We start from the raw sequence: 20,194 nt of genomic DNA, 5'->3' as shown, positions 1-20,194 counted from the left end.
GCAAACCTCTTTAATGGATTTATTTCTCTGCAATCCCATCCAAATGACGAGCCATACGGCTTGTTGGGCTGGTAGCCGACGCCTTCTGATACTCGCTTTAGATGTTTCATAGAGAGCTTGCTCTATCCATTCAAGTTGAATGGCATTAATTACAGACTCATAATTTTTGCCATCTTCAATAGTATCATGAGCTAGAACTAACTCTTCAGCCAACATAGAAAAATCCCCACTAACAAAGTTAGTGGGGATTATCATACGATCCCAGGATCGTTCAAGTCTCTAAACCGATCGGCATTAAGTGACTAAGCACTGGCCCTTATAAACACTTATGAAAACTTAGAATAACTCTTCAGCAACCTGATAAAGGTCTTCACGAACTGGGCGCTTCATATTTTCAATTGCGTCAATGATATCATGATGAACAAGCTGCTCTTTTTGGATACCAACACAACGTCCGCCCTTCCCTTCCATCAATAAATGCACAGCATAGTTACCCATACGTGATGCTAAAACGCGATCAAAGGCTGTTGGGCGACCACCACGCTGAATGTGACCAAGAACAGTCGCTCTAGTCTCTCTACCCGTGGCTTGCTCAATCTCTTTAGCTAACTCATTCGCGTCCATCATAAGCTCGGTCAAGGCAATAATTGCATGCTTCTTGCCCTTCTTAATGCCATCTTGAATGTTGTTGATGAGCTTTTCTTTGTCCAAGCCCGTTTCTGGTGTAATAATGTATTCGCACCCACCAGCAATAGCAGACATTAGAGTCAGATCACCACAGTGGCGTCCCATGATTTCAACAATGGAAATGCGTTGGTGTGATGAAGATGTATCACGAAGACGATCAATAGCATCAATAACGGTATTGAGTGCGGTTAGATAACCGATAGTGTAATCCGTTCCTGCAATATCATTATCGATTGTTCCTGGTAAGCCGACACATGGGTATCCCATTTCGGTAAGCTTTTTAGCGCCCATATAAGAGCCATCACCACCAACCACTACTAGAGCTTCTATGCCGTGTTTTTGCAGGTTTTCTATGGCTTTCTCTCGAACAGCTACTTCTTTAAACTCAGGGAAACGTGCAGAGCCGAGGAAAGTTCCGCCTTTATTGATCACATCAGAGACACTAGAGCGATCAAGCTTCTCAATTCTGTTCTCATACAGACCAAGATAACCGTCTTGAACACCATAGACCTCTAAACCTTCCGATAGCGCTGTGCGCACCACACCACGAACTGCTGCGTTCATGCCCGGTGCATCACCGCCGCTTGTCAAAACACCGATCTTTTTAATCATGCTCACCCTCAATTTTTTGGGAATCTTATTTCAACTTTTACGTCAGCAAATTTCATTAGTCATTACTGACAAGACCCGTTTATATGCGCAATATGTTACCTTGAAGCCCAAGGAATACTACTTTTATTTGCACTAAAATATGTAAGTTTTCTACTTATGTAAAAGTATTACAGTTTGACTCGAACAAAGATTTGATACATATCAGGATAGCTGCAAATTGTCTCTGTGCTGAAAAGATAATCAGCATGCAAAATTAACCACATCTATTCAAGAAGCGATTGTTACCAGTCGCGAACTTTTTGCTCTTTCTCAGGCCCAAGTACCACAGAATATGGATCTTGGTGGATCAACACATCGGCATGAGGAAAACACTCCAACAACTTTTGCTCCACCATATCTGAGATTCTATGCGCTTCAATCAGGGGGATTTGGTCCTCAAGTTCAAGGTGAAGCTGGATAAATCTCGTAGGACCAGACATACGAGTTCGCAATTGATGCACACCTAAAACGCCCTCCACAGAGAGGCAATGATGCTTTATCTTTTCAAGCTCGTCATCCGGTAGTTTGCGATCTAATAAGGTTTGAATCGCTTCTCGCACCATCTGCACTGCGCTGTATAAAATGTATAAACCAATTCCAATTGCAAACACAGCGTCTGCCTGAGTGACACCAAACCAACTCAAGGTTAAAGCTAACATGATCGCCGCATTCATATATAAATCAGATTGATAATGGAGCGAGTCTGCTGCTATCGCTTGACTGCCCGTTTTCTTAACCACATGTTTCTGGAAAAGAACTAATGCGAACGTCACCACAATTGCAAATAAGCTCACATAAACGCCATACTCTGGGGACTGGAGAGCATGAGGCCTGAAAAAGCGTTCGACACCATTAAGGATGAGAAACACTGCAGATCCTGAAATAAACATGGATTGGGCAAGCGCGGCCAGGGACTCGGCCTTACCATGACCAAAAGTATGCTCTCGGTCCGCGGGTTGAAGTGAATACCTCACCACCACCAAATTAACTAAAGAAGCCGCTATATCAAGCATGGAATCAATCAAAGAAGCCAATAAACTTACCGACCCCGTTACCCACCATGCCGCCAGCTTGACAATAAGTAACAGAGTCGCAACGATTGTTGCCGTCCAAGCAGCCAGGGTTACTAAACGTGCGTATTCGTGTTTCATAAAGTAAAGGCTCGAAAAAACATTGCCTTAAGTATAACGCGTCATGAGTTGAATAAAAATGAAACAAAAAAGACGGCCAATGGCCGCCGATATGAGTACTCAATACAAAAATCAGGATCAATTTTTCGTTAAGCGCTCCTGACGCTTTTGAGCACGCGTGTCATCACGCTCTTTTAACAGCTCTGCGTATTTGGCTTTTTGCTCTGGCGTCAAAACACTCAACATTTGATGCTGTTTTTCCAGCATGTTCACTCTATGCTCGGTCTGCTGCTCAATCATGGCTCTGGCCAATTCATTGGCAGCGGCTTTATCAAATGATTCTGCCAGTACCAAAGCTTGCATTTTTTCTCTATTAGCTTGTCTTTCAGCTTGGTGCTCAGCAAAACTTTCTTGATATTGGCCTTTTAAGTCCTTTTTCATGGTTTCGCGCAATTGCTTAAGCTGAGCTTGCTGTTCTTGGGTTAAATCCAGCTTACGTATCAAGCTTCGGTCAAGTAGCGACGCTTTGTGCTCTTGTTTACCATGCTCTTTACCGCCGCTGGCAAAAACACTGGCCGAGCTTAGGGTTAATGGCAGCACAATCGTGGCTAAAACTATCTTTGTTACTTTTTTCATATTCAAACCTTTTCGACTAAAGAAGTAAACTCTGCTGTCTGACAGCGCTAAATCTAGCATAGAAAACACAACGTAAAGTGGCGTCTAGATAAAGTAAAAAATCGTAAAGAGGTAAGATTAAACTAAATCTCAGCTCAATTAATCAGTACTATTAAGGAAAGGGGATAACTGAGGCTGGTTGCATGGCACATATTTTGTTGATTGATGATGACACTGAGCTTACTGGCTTACTAAAAGAGGTCTTAACACTAGAAGGCTATCACGTATCTGAAGCTAATGATGGTGAAGCAGGGCTAGAGGCCATCGACAAAGGTGTGGATTTGGTGCTTTTGGATGTGATGATGCCCAAGCTCAATGGCGTCGAGACACTCAAGCGTCTGCGTGAACACTGGGAAACGCCAGTGTTAATGCTAACCGCTAAAGGAGACGAGATAGACAGAGTGATAGGTCTTGAACTTGGCGCCGACGACTATCTACCAAAACCGTTTAGTGATCGCGAACTTCTCGCGCGCATACGCGCTATTTTGCGTCGCACCCAATCAAAATCCAGTAGCAAAAATATTGACTGCATTGAGTATCAAGATATCAAAGTATTTCCCGGAAAACAGGAAGCTTACTGTCAGGAAGCCTACCTTGAGCTCACCACCACTGAGTTTGCTCTTCTCAGCCATTTTGTTCAGCACCCGGGTGAAACACTCACCAAAGAAACGCTGAGTTTAGATGTACTTGGAAAACGTCTCGCAGCTTTTGATCGTGCTATCGATATGCATGTATCCAACCTACGTAAAAAACTTCCCGAAAAGCCAAATGGGAAACCACGCATCAAAACGCTGCGAGGACGTGGTTATCTTTTTGTTGAGGAAGACTGATGCGTTTACCTAGTATTACTAGCCTTTACGGACGTATTTTCGCTATCTTCTGGTTCACCATGTTTTTGGTGCTCGTGGCGGTGCTCTCTCTGCCTCACTTAGATCCTAGGCGTTCAAGAGATATCCCAGCGGCGCATTATGCAAAGCTCATCGAAGCGAAACAAAAAATTGAACAGCGCTTTGCTAATGAGAGAGATCTTAGGCAAATTATTTTTCAACTAGAAAGACCGCACCGCTCTAATCGAGAACCTAGGCCGCGTTTCATGCTCACCGATCTCGATGGCAATATTTTAACCACTCAAAATCGTAAAGATTTTAAGCTCAAAGCAGTACAAAATTTCATTACCAGTATTGAAGATCCCGCAAAGCCCAAGCAACGGCTATATGGCCATTATATGGTCGCAGGGCCTTTGCCCATTACACTGGCTCAAAATGATCTCCTACTTTATGTCGGCGTCAAATGGAATCAACCGCCACCCTTTATGCTGCGGCTATTCGACAAACCCTTCCAATTATTGTTTGCCGTCATGCTCGTCAGTACGCCTTTGCTACTTTGGTTAGCATGGGCACTCAGTCAACCTGCCCGAAAGCTTGAACGCGCGGCAAAACGCGTTGCAAAAGGTGAGTTTTGGGTCGACCCAGAGCTTGAGAAAGGTACAACTGAGTTTCGGCAAGCGGGCAAAAGCTTCAACCAAATGGTTGAAGCGGTGAATCAAATGGTTTCGGGGCAACAGAGGCTGCTGTCTGATATCTCTCATGAATTACGCTCTCCGCTCACACGTCTGAGAATGGCAAGCGCTTTAGTGTCACGAAAACAAGGGGATAGTCCTGAGCTTAATCGCATTGATACGGAAGCTCAGCGGCTCGAACAAATGATAGGCGAACTATTGGATCTATCACGCATGCAGCTAGACAGTCATGTGGCGCGAGAAGTTCAACCTCTTAGCAGTTTATGGGAGGCTATCCTATCAGATGCTCAGTTTGAAGCAGAGCAAATGAACAAGTCTCTTACTTACACTCACATTCCTGAAAGACATATCTCAGGCAACCCTAAACTTTTGATGAGTGCGCTCGATAACATAGTGCGAAATGCCATTCACTACAGTCAGGATCTGATACAAGTGACCTTCAAACTCGACAATGACCGGCTGACGATTATTGTTGATGACAATGGAGAAGGCGTTGCTGAACATGAGTTAGAAGCGATATTCCGCCCCTTTTATCGTGTTTCTACTGCTCGAGATCGCCACAGTGGCGGCACCGGACTTGGTCTTGCCATTACAGAGAGTGCTATTCGCCAGCACAGTGGCAGTATAACGGCGAAACGCAGCAGTCTTGGCGGGTTGTGTATGGAAATCATTCTGCCGCTCGAGGGGAAATAACCTTACAAAACTACAGTTGATAATAGATCTCATTATCATTTAGTCTATATACTCCCAATTAAGGAGAATTGACTATGTCCCACACTTTTCCAGAACTTCCCTACGCTTATGATTCACTCGAACCTTACATAGACGCCAAAACCATGGAAGTGCATTACAGCAAGCATCACAGAACATATTTCGACAAGTTTGTTACCGCAGTATCAGGGACTGAATTGGAGTCAACAAGATTGGATGATATCTTTGCTAATATCTCTCAGCATTCTCCAGCAGTTCGTAATAATGGCGGCGGCTACTACAATCACATCTTATATTGGAATTGTATGGCGCCAAACGGCGGTGGAAAGCCTAGCGGTAAACTGGCCGATGATATCAATTCAACCTTTGATAGCTTTGAAAACTTCCAGCAATTGTTTTCACAAACCGCTATCAATACTTTTGGGTCAGGGTTTGCTTGGTTGATCGTAAAAGATGGAAAACTGAAGATCACGTCAACGAGCAATCAAGATAATCCTCTAATGGATGTAGCCGTTGAACAAGGTGAGCCTATTTTAGCCCTCGATGTGTGGGAGCATGCCTACTACATCAGTTACCAAAACCGCCGACCAGAGTACATTGATGCATGGTGGAACGTCGTCAATTGGAATGCTGTTAGCGAAAATTACGTCCTAGCTCTTGCCGAGAATAAATAGCAAAACTCTCTGCGCACTTGGCGGCGATGATAAGCCGCCTTATAATTTCTCTCCTCAATCACCAAGAACACAACCAAGAACATGTTTGACATCGCTCTCTATGAACCAGAAATTGCTCCAAATACTGGTAACATCATCCGCTTATGTGCCAATTGTGGTGCTAACCTTCATCTTATTGAGCCGCTTGGTTTTGATTTGGACGAAAAAAAAGTACGTCGCGCCGGCTTAGACTACCACGACCTTGCACGTGTGACTCGGCATAAAGATTATCAAGCATTCGTTGATTATCTTGAAACAACACGTGACACCTACCGTATTTTTGCCTGCACAACAAAAACAACGGGTCACCATGTCGATGCGCAATTTACCAAAGGCGATGTGCTGTTGTTTGGCCCTGAGACTCGGGGATTACCTGCACAACTCATCGAGAGCATGCCAATGGAACAAAGGATCCGCATTCCCATGATGCCAGATGCTCGTAGCTTAAACTTATCTAACGCGGTTGCTATCATAGCCTTTGAAGCTTGGCGTCAAATGGACTTTGCAGGCGCCCAGTAAGCTTCACATCACCAGAATAAAAAACGGACTCATAAGAGTCCGTTTGCAAATTGAGTGTTAACTCATCCTATTATGGACGAGCAACAAAACCGACGGCTTGATAGACCTTACTTAAAGTTTGCGCCGCACGAGCCGAAGCCTTTTCTGCTCCTTGCTTCATCACACTGTCCATATAAGCGCGGTCTTCACGAATACGTCGGTATTCAGCCTGAATAGGCTCAAGCATAGCGACAATAGCTTCACCAACATCTTTCTTGAACGGACCATACATTTCAACGCCTTTATATTGCGCTTCAATTTCCTCAAAGCTCATACCCGTTGCCGCTGAGTAAAGCCCCATTAGGTTAGAGATACCCGCTTTGTTATCCCAGTCATGCACAATGCGTGGCGGTGTTTCAGTATCAGTTTGAGCCTTATTTATCTTTTTGAGGATCGATTTAGGCTCTTCTAAAAGAGTGATGACATTTTTACGATTATCGTCTGATTTAGACATTTTCTTGGTGGCATCTTGCAAACTCATAACACGTGCATTCACTGTGGGAATATAAGGCTCAGGTACAGTGAAAATCGGCGCATCTGGCGCATAAATGTTATTAAAGCGAGTCGCGATATCACGAGCCAACTCTAGGTGCTGCTTCTGATCGTTACCCACAGGTACTTGTTGAGCTCCATACAGCAAAATGTCTGCCGCCATCAAAACAGGATAACCAAACAAACCCGCATTAACATCATTGGCATATCGAGCAGATTTGTCTTTAAACTGAGTCATTCGGCTCAGCTCTCCCATCTGGGTGTAACAATTAAGAAGCCAGCCCAATTGCGCATGCTCTGGTACATGAGATTGAACAAATAGCGTGCTCTTTTGTGGGTCAACACCAACGGCCAAACAAATCGCCAATGCATCTAGCGTCGCTTCATGCAGTGCTTTAGGGTCCTGGCGAACCGTAATCGCATGAAGGTCAACCACACAGTATTGGCAATCATAATCGTCTTGCATCTGTTGCCACTGACGTAGAGCACCCAAGTAGTTACCGATACTTAGTTCACCTGAGGGTTGCACACCACTCAATACAATGGGCTTGCTCATGAGAATGATTCCTTGACTTCTTAATCTAAAAAATGAAAAAACCGCATAGCTTGTCTACCACGCGGCGTACTCAGTGTACTCATTAACGAGTATTTTGGAAGATCTTTTGTTACAACTGCGGACAAACCTGAGCAACATCGAGCAAATCAGCAATACAATCAGATACAAAGTCGGGCTTTGAATCCGAGATTGGCTCACCATGATTGTAACCATAGGTAAGTCCAAATGATAAGCAGCCAGCATTTTTTGCAGCTAAAATATCATTTTTTGAATCTCCAACCATTAACATCTGCTCTGGCTGTAACTCATACTTCTCAAGTAACCAATTAAGAGCTATGGGATTGGGCTTCTTATCTGGGAAAGTGTCACCGCCAATAATCTCAGCAAAAAACATATCAATTTGATGCTTCTTAAGCACCTCAGGAACAAACTTAGACGGCTTATTAGTCACCAAAGCCATTGCAAACCCTGCTTGATGAAGCTGCTCGAGTGTTTGGCTAACTTTTGCGTACAAGTGACTCAGTTGATGTCCAGTTTTCTCATAATAATCATCAAATAGCTGACGAGCCTTAGCTTGGAGACCAGGATCTAAATCGGGGTTAACTTCAATGCTAGCACTCAAGGCTCTCGCGATAAGCACATCAGCACCATTACCAACGTAGTCACGCACTTGTTCTTCGGTAACACGAGGAAAACCAAGAGCTTGCAGTGTCTGATCAGCTGCTAAAGCAAGATCTGGCACACTATCAAGTAAAGTGCCATCGAGATCAAACGCGATCAATTTTATATTACTCATCTAACTATCTTACCTTTGCTAACTCTTCACGCATTCGATCAATCACTTGCTTATAATCTGGTTGATTAAAAATCGCCGAACCTGCAACAAACATGTCCGCGCCTGCTTGAGCAATTTTTTTGATATTTTCGACCTTAACCCCACCATCAATTTCTAACCGAATATCGCGTCCAGACTGATCGATTAGGCGACGCACCGCTTTGAGTTTATCAAGCGTTTTAGGGATAAATGATTGCCCACCAAAACCAGGATTAACTGACATAAGCAAAATCATATCCAGTTTATCCATAATATATTCCAGATGAGAAAGTGGTGTGGCTGGGTTTAGCACGACCCCTGCTTTACATCCATGCTCTTTGATAAGCTGTAAGGTGCGGTCAACATGCTCAGAAGCTTCGACATGAAAGGTAATCATAGAAGCTCCAGCTTTGGCAAAATCTGGAATAATGCGGTCAACAGGCTTTACCATCAAATGGACATCGATGGGCGCAGTAATACCGTAATCACGCAATGCTTGGCAAATAGGGGCACCAAAAGTTAGGTTAGGTACGTAATGATTATCCATCACATCAAAGTGAACCACATCTGCCCCTGCTGCGAGGACTTTGTCAACGTCCTCACCAAGACGTGCCATGTCAGCAGATAAAATGGATGGAGCAATAAGGAAATCTTTCATACCAGACCTCTGTTTGAATGTAGGTAAACCCAAAAGACCATTTGAGCACATTCTACCCAAGCAAAGACAGATAAGATAGCTTAGATGAGAGAAATATCGCCAGAGTAAGTGGGCTTAGTCATCATGACTGGGATTGAACAAAGCCAGTAGCTCATCGACTTTATTGCGTCCTGCGCCATTGCGGCTAATGGTGCGCTTTACTTTGACGACATTGAGCTCTGCCCCATGATAGAGACGACGAGTTAGGGTTGTATCGTGATTGGAGATTAACACCGGAATATGGCGCTCTTTGGCTGCTTTTTCGGCAACATCAGCCAAAGCAGCTTGATCATCTAGAGTGAATCCATTTCCAGCATAAGAAGTGAAGTTTGCTGTAGTCGATAACGGCGCATAAGGAGGGTCACAATAAACCACACTTCCCTTACGGGCGCGCCTAAATGTCTCTGGATAGCTTTCACAAACGAAGGTGGCTTTTTTCGATTTACTAGCAAAAAACTCCAATTCCGCTTCGGGAAAATATGGTTTTTTGTACGAGCCAAACGGGACATTAAAACCGCCTTTTTTGTTGTAGCGGCACAAACCATTAAAGCCAAATCGATTCATGTATAAAAAAGCCAAAGAACGATACATAACATCATCTGTACCATTAAACTCAGCTCGTATCGACAGATAAGCATCTTTGCGATTGTTTTCAGCCACGAACCAGCGCTTAGCTTCAGAGATATACTCTTGTGGCCTCTCTTTCAACAAATTGTAAAGGTTAATCAGGTCTGGATTGATATCGGCAAGAAAATAGTGGTCATAGTCAGTGTTAAGAAACACTGACCCTGCTCCAACAAAAGGTTCCACTAGCTTACGACCTTCTGGTAAGTACCGCTGGATATCTTCAACTAAACCGTATTTTCCACCAGCCCATTTGAGAAAGGCGCGCTGCTTCTTCATCTAATGCTCTAAATCAATCAAACAAAAATTAAGGCTGCGAAATGTAACATATTTTCCATCTCGGCTCAGCGTTATTTCACTCGATCGATTTCTCTATGTACCTGACTAAGTGACTTAGCCCAAGGATCTAACTGCTGTATATCGGCAGGCAAGGACTCCACGGCATCTCTAGCAACTTGAATTGTTGGGTAGTTTTGGTAAGTGATGATGTACCAATCCGCGCCGTTTCGCAATGTGGGATAGATATATACGCTACCTGCCAGCTTATGTTTGTCCAGAAACTCTTGTGCTTCTTCTAAAGACTGAACAGCGGCTAGTTGCAGTGTATAGCTGCGCACAGAAAAATTCTTTAGCTCATCCTTAGTAAATGAAAAGGAAACAACAGGTTTAACGGGCTTTTCTGGTTCAGATACAATAGCAACAGCAGCATTTTCTGTTTTGGCTGGCAAAATACGAATACCGGATTTACTCACCACATTTTGATTTTCAGCTATGCTGGCCTTTTCAGGTTTACCTTCTATCAGAGCATCAACCACATCTGATGTGATCACAACACGCTGTTGCCCATCTTGACCACTACCAACACTAGAGGTTTGCTCTGTCACTTTAGGCGGTAGCGCCTGAGAGTCATCCTCAGCAGCAATTACTGCGCTGTCCATGTCACTGCTCTTATCGGTATCAAGATTAGACAATGATGTATCGGCTTCAGTATTAACAGGCGAGGCTGGAAGTACTGTCTTATCCTGAGTGTCCTCAACTTGATGCATCTTATCTTCGGGCGAAGGCTGTACCATAAGCCACCAATATCCTCCTCCAATAAGAAGAAGTAGAGTGATGACTAACAGAGCGATATTCATTGGTGAGCCAATGATTGAACGGATAATAATCCTTTTTTCCACTTTATGGTCCCCTAAAGCCATAATGTCGCCCGGCCGAAGGGCAACAGTCCGATATGCGTTACGTACACGCTTTTCTCTTTCATCTTCGACAAAACGAATCACAAGGTGTTCAAAAAAGCGGTCGGCTTCATCCTGAGTCAATGGATCTATTTCTAAATCTATAGGCTTGTGATCTTGGCCATAACTCAAACGCGTCAACAGTACGTCAAGCGAATTAGATTGAGCAAACAATACCACATTGATTGTCCAACTGGGTTTGTCCTGTGCCTCAAGAACCAACATCCATAACTCTGAAACAAACGACTCCTTCAACTGCTGAGCGTCATCGATAACGATAACAACATCACAGCCCTCTTCGCCTATTTGGCGAGAAAAGCTGTCAGTTAAAGGGTCAGTAGGATCAAACATCGGCTCAGAAAAAAGCTGAGTCAAAACCATGGTTCTGCGTTGCTGATCATCCTGATTAGGATGACACATCAACAAAGATTGGTTTTTATCCGACGCCCAAGCTTCCAAATAACGTTGGGCTAACCATGATTTACCTGCTCCAGGCGCACCACCAACCGTGACTAAATTAGAACCAAAATTGGTTAGCAATTGCATGCGCTCAAGCAGTTCTACTTGAGTATCTAACTCCAACACACGGGATTCATGCGTCAAACTCATTCAAACCATCCTAATGACAGCCTACTGTCTAAAGCAAACAACTCAAATATCGCGACAAAAATCGATCGCTTGTCGAATAATCGATTCAGGCACACCTTTCACAACTTCGGCGCTACCAATTCCAGTAGGTAACACTAAACGCAGCTCACCAGAAAGTACTTTCTTGTCACGCATCATGTGTTTCATGAAGTCGTCAAAAGTCATGGTGTCTGGTGTATGCACAGGCAATTGTGCTTTTTTTAGTATAGAGAGAATTCGCTCCACTTGCTGTGGCGTAATAAGCCCTTGCAGCTCAGCTGTTTTCGCCGCCATCAAGGTACCAGAAGACACCGCCTCACCATGGAGCCACTTGCCATAACCTAACTCAGCCTCAATCGCATGGCCAAATGTATGGCCAAGATTAAGCAAGGCGCGAATACCAGACTCTTTTTCATCCTTTGCAACCACCTCAGCTTTGATTTGGCAACAACGTGAAATCGCGTAGGTCAGAGCTTGCTCATCTAACGCATATAAGTCGTCAAGGTTATCTTCCAACCAGACAAAAAAGGCCTCGTCGTAGATAATCCCGTATTTAATCACTTCAGCGATACCTGCAGCAAACTCTCTCGCTGGTAAGGTTTTCAGACAATCAGTGTCAATAATAACGGATTTAGGCTGATAGAAAGCCCCTATCATATTTTTGCCTAGCTTATGATTGACTGCGGTTTTGCCGCCAACAGATGAATCGACTTGAGATAACAGAGTCGTCGGGATCTGGATAAAATCAACGCCACGTTGATAACAGGCTGCCGAAAATCCAACAAGATCACCAATAACCCCACCACCAAGAGCAATTACCACCACGTCACGAGCATAATTACCTTCGAGCAAATAGCTCATGACAGTATTGAAGGTATCCAGTGATTTATATTGCTCACCATCAGGCAATTCAAGCACTGATGCCTCACAGCCAATGTGTTCAAGAAGAGTTAGTATTTTATGTGCATATAATGGAGCAACCGTGACGTTAGTGATCACAACCACTTTTTGTTTGGCAGATAAAAATGAAAGGTGGGCCGGATCACTAAATAATCCGGCACCAATTGAAATTGGATAGCTACGCTCACCTAAGCTGACCGTAATCCTTCCCATGGGTATTCTCCAGTTGCTAATATTTAACGTATTAACGTTCTTCTAGCATTTTTACAATCTGGTTGGCTACCACTTTTGCACTTTGCTCGTCAGTTCGCACTGTGTAGTCCGCAATTTCCTCATAAAGAGGGTTACGTTCACCAGCTAGCGACTCTAGCACATCTCGCGGGTTATCCGTCTGTAATAAAGGACGTTTTTTGTCACGATTAGTACGTGCAAGTTGCTTCTCTATTGTTGTTTCCAGATAAACAACAATTCCGCGCGCAGAAAGACGATTGCGGTTTTCTCTGCTATTGATTGAACCACCACCTGTCGCCAGAACAATACCTTGCTCTTCGGTCAGATCGTTGATCACCCTTTCTTCACGCACACGAAAGCCGTCTTCACCTTCTACGTCAAATACCCAAGCGATATCAGCACCTGTGCGTTCTTCAATTACGGTATCCGAATCCACAAACTCCATATGAAGCTGTTGAGCGAGATGTCTACCAATTGTACTTTTGCCAGCACCCATAGGTCCAACAAGAAAAATATTGCGTTTTTCAGCCATGTTAAGCAGTAATTTACAACGTTAATTCAATGACATCGCCACAAGAAAGCCAGATAAATCCAGCCCGAGATATGCCTGTGGCACCAATTCCTCACAGATAATTCGTGATAAGACCCGAAATTATCTAGGTAAGGTGACACTATTGCAAATTTATTTTCATCTCATTTTCGATTTGCTAGGGGATAATTATTTTTTGTGCTTAAGTTTCATGCAATTAACACCCTATTAATTTGCTCTATTGCCTTACGGAATAATCAAAGTCGGTGTGACAAAAATAAGCAGTTCACTTTTACCCATTTGCTGATAACTCCGACGAAAAAACCCTCCCAATAACGGTATGTCGCCCAAAAGTGGCACTTTATCAACGGCATCTGACACACTGTGCTGATAAATGCCGCCCAACACTATCGTCTCGCCATCATTAACTAGCACCTGAGTACCAATGCGTTGAGTATCTATAGCGACAGCTTCACCCGTGCCTGTTTTCACAACTTGACCAGGCCTATCTTGCGTAACCTTCAGGTCAAGGATTAAGCGATTATCGGCGGTTATCTGAGGCGTTACCTTGAGGCTTAATACCGCCTTTTTAAAGTTAACGCTGGTAGCGCCGCTCGAAGCTGCTTCCAAATAAGGAATTTCTGTACCTTGTTCTATGTACGCAGCTTGCTTGTTGGTAGTAATCAAACGTGGGCTAGAAATAACCTCAGCTCTTGATTCTCTTTGCAGCGCCGATAACTCAAGATCAAGCAAGACTCCACCACCCAATTTAGCGACTTGAAAAGCAATTGTCGAGGCAGTGTTAGATGCAACTGAAAGATCAACATTAAGGAAGTCATCAATGCTGGATTCACCCTCTGAATATAAGCTTATGTTTGATAAATTATTTTCTATCGAACCGCCAAGAGTATAATTGCCCTTAATCGTATTGAGTCCCCAACGAACACCCAGTTCTTGAACATCACCTTCACTCAAACTCACAATACGCGCTTCTATTTGTACTTGTTTTACAGGTACATCAAGTGCCGAGATAATGACTTTCATCGCCTCAATATGAGTGGTTTTATCGCGAATCAAAAGCGCATTGGTTCTTGTATCTACAGAAATAGCACCGTGCTCTGACAGCATGGAGGTTGCCGCATCATCTCCTAATATTGCTGCGATATCTGTGGCATTGGCAAAACGCATGGCAATAATTGCAGACTGCAATGATTGCGGTTCAGGCACTAAAGCATCATCAATGAAGTTTGCATCTGTTTTTTTAAATACCAACAAACCGTTACCAATCTGGCGCTTATCAAGTCCCTTAACCAACAAAATCATATCGAGCAGTTGCGACCAGTAAACATCGTTGATCCTCAACGTCACAGACCCAGATACAGAATCAGACACCACAATATTAAAGTCGCTGTAATCGGCTATTTGCTGCAACGCGCTCCGTACAGGAATATCTTCAAAGTTAACCGATAGCCTGCGATCACTGATATCCACTTTTTGAATATTATCTTGATAAGAAGGAAAATGCTCCTCAGCGTGGATAAACTGACAATAGAAAAATAAGCCAATTAATAAGGGCAAACTTTTACCAATTCTGTTTTTCTCCATTTAGTTAATCCTAACGTGAGATTTTCAATCTAGTGTCTGCTACCAATTGACATTGCCCATCCTCCAGAGTCCATCGGCTTATCGTGAGTACCTTTGAACTAATGTCGGTTATTATGTTCTGTTCAAGACCAATCCTCTGTCCAATAACTCCTCTTATTACCTCCCCGCTAGGAAGCTCAATTAAAGCGATATAGTCTGTTTTCCGCCCGACAACCCCAGCTAATCTCAAATCATCCAATGGCAGGTTGATCGAATTGTGATTTGAAAAATTATCTGACTGCGGGCATTGATTGCTTGAGCGGGTGGCTTTATTAATCGACTCTGGAATAGAAAAAGGATCGCGTTTTAGTTCAAAGGATGCATCCAAACTATATTTGGAAAAGCCACTATGCAGCTGCGCAAAGTCACTAATAGGTTCAGATACATCTCTCTGTGTATCACTGACTTCTAATAACAAAGGTTCTTGATTCGCTTTGCAGCCACATAAAAAACCACACAACAACGCAACAATTTTAGCTCTTGTTATCAAGTTCAAAACTCCCCATACCAAGAGTAAGTGTCCCCTTCATACGCAGGCCATCACCCTTACGTCTAGTCCAATCAACACTTTTAAACTGAATAAAAGAAGGGGCATTAGAGACAAAATGAAAAAAGGCGACGAGTTCTCGATACTCACCATAAAGCTCAATTTCAAGTTCTGGTTTAAACCTATGATTGGCTTTTACTGTACCGATTTGAATAATGCTCGATATCTGCAAAGAATTTTGTTCTGCTAACGCGCTTAAATCTTTAACCACTTTTGGCAGCCTTGCAGGAGACGATAATTGCTCCTTCAATCGATTGTCCATTTTTTGCAGTGCTCTTAGCTCACTCTGTAGTTTTTTATAGGGCAACACAGTGCTACTGGTTGAGTCTAGCGTTTGCTTTAATAGACGCTCTTTACTTAGCAAAGAGTCGAGCAAAACCATGTGCGGTCGTATATAAAGCAAAAAACCAACCATTAAGACAAAGGCTAGGTAGCCACCAAGCAAACGGACTTGGACTACTCGGCTAAGCTTAGTAATCGAAAGAGAGGCAAAGTAATCAGACTCAATCATAAGCATCTTCAACCAATGAAAATTGCAGCGAAAATGATTGATAGCCGAGCTGAGCATCTTGCTGATAAGAACGCAGCTCTGACATCAGTACCGAATGCGTTTGAGAAGATTCACTTAGATTAGTAAGAAGCGTGTCAATCCCCTTCGCGGTTGTAGCAACCCCTTGAACGTCAACTCGTGCACCACTCAAACTAATATGATTGAAATAAACGTCTTCTGGTATCAACGCAGCTAGAGTCTGCATCGTAATAAGAGGATAAGAGCGCTTAGCATCTAATCTCGCCAAGTGACTAATGTTAGCTTTAATTGTGTCTATATCCTGACGCAGCGCATGTACTTGCTTTTTTCTTTGCTCAAGCCATTGAATTCGCTCATTCAGCTTCAACACCCTTAACTGCTGAATGGCGACTTGTGATGCAAGGTAATATGTCAGTTCACGACTGATAAAAATGCCCAACGCAGTAACCAAACACAAACTAAGGATCAGCCGGCGCAATTGTTCTCTATGATGCCTCTCTCTCCAGGGGACAAGGTTGATGTTATGTGTCATCACGGCTCTCCAACCATTGCTTACCGCTAAAAGCCACTCCTAAAGCTCGAGAAAACTCACCGGAGAACAGGGGTTGGTTGTTGATATTAGATTCCACCAATTTCAACAAAGGCAGAACAATATAAGTAAGCTTCCACTCAGGAATTGACTCAAGTACTAACTCAGGATTCAAGCGAGACTCACCTGTCAGCCATACGCCTTCAGGCTTGATGTTCAATAGCTGTATATGCAGATATAAGCTTCTAAGCCCATTGCTCAGAGTGACTTTCGTGCTGCCAGCCTCAAACACATGATACACACAACCTTGCAGCTCAGATTCAAAGTAAAGTGCCAACTGGGAACTATTTAACTCAATAAGTAACCAGCTATCTTGTTGATAGTGAGCAACCGCACTTCGCCAAATTTGCATCAGATTGAATGAACATGGGTTAATGAACAAAGGTTTCAATCTTGCTTGAGCACAAACGGACATCAAGTCGTCAATATTATGTTTATGAGCTGCGTATACTTGATAAGCCCTGTTATGAGTGTTGCTATGACTGGGCAAAGCTACAAAATCAAAGTAGAGTTGGTTTGGTTCTATCACTGCATGCTCAGAGAATGCCTGCTTAATGGCTAATTGAGATTCATCTTGATTTAATCGACTATCTAACTGTAATTGCTTAGTTATTACCAGATTATCTGGAATGCTAAGACAAACTTTACGACTAAATAATGGTAAAGCCTTTCTTAGTTCTTTGAGTTTCTTTACAATTTCTTGATAATTTGACCTGTCATTATCAGTAAGAATGTCCGCGTCAACCGACACTTGATAGCAACCAACAAGTTTACAAGTGTTTTTTCCGGGCTTTAAAACCACAGCTTTAATAGACTTGTGGCCAATATCAACGCCTGTAATGAATGATTGACTCATGCAGCTCAGCTCCGTCAGGTTAGCGTCACCCACTAATTTAAATCATTGATTTTGTGGGAACATAAACACATATGAGCTACGTTTTTAGCTTAAACTGTAAGAGTTTGCATAACGTAAGCGTAATTAATCAGGGATTCTCCGGTGAAGTTCATAAAGCGATTGTTTATTTTCGTATTGGTTTGCACACTGCTTGGGATTGGAACCATTTTTGGTTTCTATCTTTATGTCAAACCTGAGTTGCCCGATGTTGCAACATTAAGAGATGTAAAACTGCAAACGCCTATGCAGATATTTAGTCAAGACGGCAAACTCATCTCTCAGTTTGGGGAAAAGCGACGTATACCTGTCACTTATGACGAAATTCCACCTCACCTAATCGAAGCACTGATAGCAACTGAAGACAGTCGCTTCTACGAGCACCCGGGCATTGATCCAATTGGTATTACCCGTGCTGCACTGGTCGTCGCCGTTTCAGGCTCAGCAAAACAGGGCGCAAGTACTATTACTCAGCAGCTGGCACGTAATTTTTTCCTCTCAAACGAGAAGAAGATTATGCGTAAAATTAAAGAGATTTTTATTGCCATTCACATTGAACAACTACTCAGTAAGCAAGAAATTATGGAGTTGTATGTCAATAAGATTTTCTTGGGTTACCGTTCTTATGGTTTTGGCGCAGCAGCACAAACGTACTTTGGCAAAGATATAAAGGATCTCACCCTGAGCGAAGTTGCAACTCTTGCAGGCATGCCAAAAGCACCTTCGACCATGAACCCGATCTACTCCATTGAGCGCGCAACCAACCGCAGAAATGTCGTTCTCCAGCGCATGTTGAATGAAGAATACATCACTCAAGCCGAATACGACCAAGCACGAAATGAGGTCATTATTTCACGTTATCACGGCGCAGAAATAGAGCTTAATGCACCTTATGTTGCCGAACTCGCGCGTGCTTGGATGGTGTCTCAATATGGAGAAGAAGCATATACTTCAGGCATGAATGTTTATACTACAGTCGATTCTAAGCTGCAGTCAGCCGCGAATGAGGCCAGTATCAACAACTTAATTGCCTACGATGAAAGACACGGCTACCGAGGTGCAGAAAAAGTTCTTTGGCAAGAAGGTCAGACACCACTAAACACTCAAGAAATAGATAAGATACTATCCAAAGTTCCCACATACGGTGAGCTTACTCCTGCGGTAGTAACCAGTGTCACAACTCAGCAAGCTAAAGTTTGGGTAAAAAATCAAGGCGCTCAAACCCTAGATTGGGACGGTATCAAGTGGGCTCGTAAGTTTTTGACTGATGAGCGACAAGGGCCTGCCCCAAGCTCAGCCACTGAAGTGCTTACGGCAGGAGAACAAATTTGGGTGCGCCCAATAGAGACACTTACTGATAACCACGAGCAAAGTACAACCTGGCATCTGGGCCAAGTACCCAATGCGAATACTGCCTTTGTCGCAATGAACCCTGAAAATGGTGCTGTTCTTTCTCTTATTGGTGGATTCAACTTTGTCCACAATAAGTTTAATCGTGCCACTCAATCAGTAAGACAAGTTGGCTCAAGTATTAAACCTTTTATTTACTCCGCAGCTATAGATAAAGGGTTAACTCTCGCAACCTTAGTGAACGACGCCCCGATTAACCAGTGGGATAAAAGCCAAGGGACAGCGTGGCGTCCGAAAAACTCCCCGCCAACATATATAGGACCGACCCGCTTACGAATTGGCCTCGCTCAATCCAAAAATGTCATGGCCGTTCGAGTGCTACGAGAGGTTGGACTCGATGAAACACGCCAATATTTGACTCGCTTTGGCTTTGACATTGATCAGTTACCTCGCTCTGAGACTATAGCGCTGGGCGCAGGCAGTTTAACTCCGATGAAGATGGCGCAAGGATACTCGGTATTTGCCAACGGTGGCTACTATGTCGAGCCCTATTACATCAGTAAAGTCGAAGGCCCTTTTGGTGATTTAGAGTTTGAGGCGAAGCCTAAAATAATTTGTCGTGATTCATGCCTTTCTGAAGGCTCAGATGAGCAAAGCAATGAGTTTTTAGAGCAGGATATTGATCCCATTGATGTTGAGCAGAGTGCCCAATATGCCCCTCAAGTCATTTCAGAGCAAACCGCATTTTTGGTCCGAGAAATGATGTACAGCAACATTTGGGGGGGAGGCAACTGGAGTGAAGGTACGGGCTGGAACGGAACTGGATGGAGAGCGCAAGCACTCAAACGCCGAGATATTGGTGGTAAAACCGGTACAACCAACGATTCCAAGGACACTTGGTATAATGGCTATGGTCCCGGTATGGTGGCAATCTCTTGGGTAGGCTTTGACGATCATACTCGTAAGCTAGGCCGCACTGTACCCAATAGCAATCTTGGTAAAGATCAAAATTCGGGCGTAGAAGCGGGCGCTAGAACAGCCCAGCCCGCTTGGGTCGACTTTATGAAAGTCGCTTTGGCTGGCGTTCCATCTCAGGAAAAAGAAATTCCCGCCAATATTGTCAGGGTGAGAATCGATCGTAACTCGGGCTTATTGACTAATAAGTTTGATGCAAGTTCGATGTTTGAGTATTTTCTGGAAGATACAGAGCCAAAAGACTTTGTCAGCGATGAGGTGACAGACAGTATCTATACCTCAGCAGAAAACGAAGAACTCTTCTAAGTGATATCTCCCG

21 protein-coding genes are annotated in these 20,194 nt (G+C 43.5%); 5 read left to right on the top strand and 16 right to left on the bottom strand.

Going from position 1 to position 20,194, the window contains the following annotated elements; all coding sequences use genetic code 11:
* From DPF90_RS09075 to DPF90_RS09060, 4 genes are all read right to left on the bottom strand, one after another.
* Positions 1-216: transposase domain-containing protein (locus DPF90_RS09075; protein ID WP_205395164.1), on the bottom strand; the 216-nt coding region annotated here is incomplete at its 3' end.
* A 120-nt stretch (positions 217-336) separates the two neighbouring features.
* On the bottom strand, positions 337-1,299 hold the full coding sequence (gene pfkA, locus DPF90_RS09070) for a 6-phosphofructokinase (protein WP_114786014.1): 963 nt from the start codon (positions 1,297-1,299) through the stop codon (positions 337-339).
* Positions 1,300-1,580: 281 nt separating this feature from the next.
* Complete coding sequence (gene fieF / locus DPF90_RS09065) at positions 1,581-2,489, bottom strand: CDF family cation-efflux transporter FieF (RefSeq protein ID WP_114786013.1); 909 nt, start codon at positions 2,487-2,489, stop codon at positions 1,581-1,583.
* Between the two features lie 117 nt (positions 2,490-2,606).
* A complete protein-coding gene (locus tag DPF90_RS09060; protein WP_114786012.1) occupies positions 2,607-3,104 on the bottom strand; it encodes a CpxP family protein in 498 nt (165 codons plus the stop codon).
* Between the two features lie 182 nt (positions 3,105-3,286).
* On the opposite strand from DPF90_RS09060, the gene DPF90_RS09055 reads away from it, so the two are divergent.
* The 4 genes from DPF90_RS09055 to trmL all read left to right on the top strand — a co-directional run bounded on the left by DPF90_RS09055 (position 3,287) and on the right by trmL (position 6,605).
* Positions 3,287-3,973, top strand: coding sequence for a response regulator (locus tag DPF90_RS09055; protein ID WP_114786011.1), 687 nt, complete (start codon positions 3,287-3,289; stop codon positions 3,971-3,973).
* Complete coding sequence (gene cpxA / locus DPF90_RS09050) at positions 3,973-5,355, top strand: envelope stress sensor histidine kinase CpxA (RefSeq protein ID WP_114786010.1); 1,383 nt, start codon at positions 3,973-3,975, stop codon at positions 5,353-5,355. Before DPF90_RS09055 ends, cpxA begins: the two co-directional genes overlap by 1 nt.
* A 74-nt stretch (positions 5,356-5,429) precedes the next feature.
* Positions 5,430-6,047: a superoxide dismutase gene (locus DPF90_RS09045; protein WP_114786009.1), complete on the top strand. Its 618-nt coding sequence runs from the start codon at positions 5,430-5,432 to the stop codon at positions 6,045-6,047.
* 81 nt (positions 6,048-6,128) lie between these two features.
* Positions 6,129-6,605 (top strand): tRNA (uridine(34)/cytosine(34)/5-carboxymethylaminomethyluridine(34)-2'-O)-methyltransferase TrmL, encoded by a 477-nt coding sequence (trmL, locus tag DPF90_RS09040; RefSeq protein ID WP_114786008.1) that lies wholly within the window; start codon positions 6,129-6,131, stop codon positions 6,603-6,605.
* Between the two features lie 70 nt (positions 6,606-6,675).
* Here trmL and trpS read toward each other — a convergent pair whose 3' ends face one another.
* The 12 genes from trpS to pilM all read right to left on the bottom strand — a co-directional run bounded on the left by trpS (position 6,676) and on the right by pilM (position 17,514).
* Entirely contained in the window at positions 6,676-7,692 is a 1,017-nt protein-coding gene (trpS, locus tag DPF90_RS09035; protein WP_114786007.1) for a tryptophan--tRNA ligase, read from the bottom strand.
* Positions 7,693-7,801: 109 nt separating this feature from the next.
* Complete coding sequence (locus tag DPF90_RS09030) at positions 7,802-8,488, bottom strand: phosphoglycolate phosphatase (RefSeq protein ID WP_114786006.1); 687 nt, start codon at positions 8,486-8,488, stop codon at positions 7,802-7,804.
* Positions 8,489-8,492: 4 nt separating this feature from the next.
* Entirely contained in the window at positions 8,493-9,164 is a 672-nt protein-coding gene (rpe, locus tag DPF90_RS09025) for a ribulose-phosphate 3-epimerase (protein ID WP_114786005.1), read from the bottom strand.
* A 114-nt stretch (positions 9,165-9,278) separates the two neighbouring features.
* The gene (locus DPF90_RS09020) at positions 9,279-10,106 is read right to left on the bottom strand and encodes a Dam family site-specific DNA-(adenine-N6)-methyltransferase (protein WP_114786004.1); all 828 of its coding nucleotides are present in this window, start codon (positions 10,104-10,106) and stop codon (positions 9,279-9,281) included.
* Between the two features lie 71 nt (positions 10,107-10,177).
* Positions 10,178-11,671: an SPOR domain-containing protein gene (locus tag DPF90_RS09015; RefSeq protein WP_114786003.1), complete on the bottom strand. Its 1,494-nt coding sequence runs from the start codon at positions 11,669-11,671 to the stop codon at positions 10,178-10,180.
* Between the two features lie 42 nt (positions 11,672-11,713).
* Entirely contained in the window at positions 11,714-12,802 is a 1,089-nt protein-coding gene (gene aroB / locus DPF90_RS09010) for a 3-dehydroquinate synthase (protein ID WP_114786002.1), read from the bottom strand.
* A gap of 31 nt (positions 12,803-12,833) precedes the next feature.
* Positions 12,834-13,352: a shikimate kinase AroK gene (gene aroK / locus DPF90_RS09005; protein WP_114786001.1), complete on the bottom strand. Its 519-nt coding sequence runs from the start codon at positions 13,350-13,352 to the stop codon at positions 12,834-12,836.
* 243 nt (positions 13,353-13,595) lie between these two features.
* Positions 13,596-14,954: a type IV pilus secretin PilQ gene (locus DPF90_RS09000; RefSeq protein ID WP_114786000.1), complete on the bottom strand. Its 1,359-nt coding sequence runs from the start codon at positions 14,952-14,954 to the stop codon at positions 13,596-13,598.
* A 10-nt stretch (positions 14,955-14,964) separates the two neighbouring features.
* Positions 14,965-15,483 (bottom strand): pilus assembly protein PilP, encoded by a 519-nt coding sequence (locus DPF90_RS08995; protein ID WP_162814006.1) that lies wholly within the window; start codon positions 15,481-15,483, stop codon positions 14,965-14,967.
* Positions 15,467-16,051, bottom strand: a complete 585-nt coding sequence (pilO, locus tag DPF90_RS08990) for a type 4a pilus biogenesis protein PilO (RefSeq protein WP_162814005.1) — start codon at positions 16,049-16,051, stop codon at positions 15,467-15,469. Before pilO ends, DPF90_RS08995 begins: the two co-directional genes overlap by 17 nt.
* Complete coding sequence (locus DPF90_RS08985; protein ID WP_114785997.1) at positions 16,044-16,601, bottom strand: PilN domain-containing protein; 558 nt, start codon at positions 16,599-16,601, stop codon at positions 16,044-16,046. The genes pilO and DPF90_RS08985 overlap by 8 nt, the downstream gene beginning before the upstream one ends.
* Positions 16,591-17,514 carry a pilus assembly protein PilM gene (pilM, locus tag DPF90_RS08980; protein ID WP_114785996.1) on the bottom strand — a complete coding sequence of 308 codons (924 nt, stop codon included), beginning with the start codon at positions 17,512-17,514 and terminating at the stop codon, positions 16,591-16,593. Before pilM ends, DPF90_RS08985 begins: the two co-directional genes overlap by 11 nt.
* Before the next feature lie 141 nt (positions 17,515-17,655).
* Between pilM and DPF90_RS08975 the strand changes: the two genes are divergently transcribed.
* A complete protein-coding gene (locus DPF90_RS08975) occupies positions 17,656-20,181 on the top strand; it encodes a penicillin-binding protein 1A (RefSeq protein WP_114785995.1) in 2,526 nt (841 codons plus the stop codon).
* The last annotated feature ends 13 nt before the right edge of the window (positions 20,182-20,194 follow it).

The organism is Vibrio tetraodonis (assembly GCF_003350295.1).
In the GTDB taxonomy this organism is placed as follows: Bacteria; Pseudomonadota; Gammaproteobacteria; order Enterobacterales; family Vibrionaceae; genus Vibrio; species Vibrio tetraodonis.
Note: the sequence above shows the minus strand (reverse complement) of the source record. Positions and strands in the feature narration are given on the sequence as shown.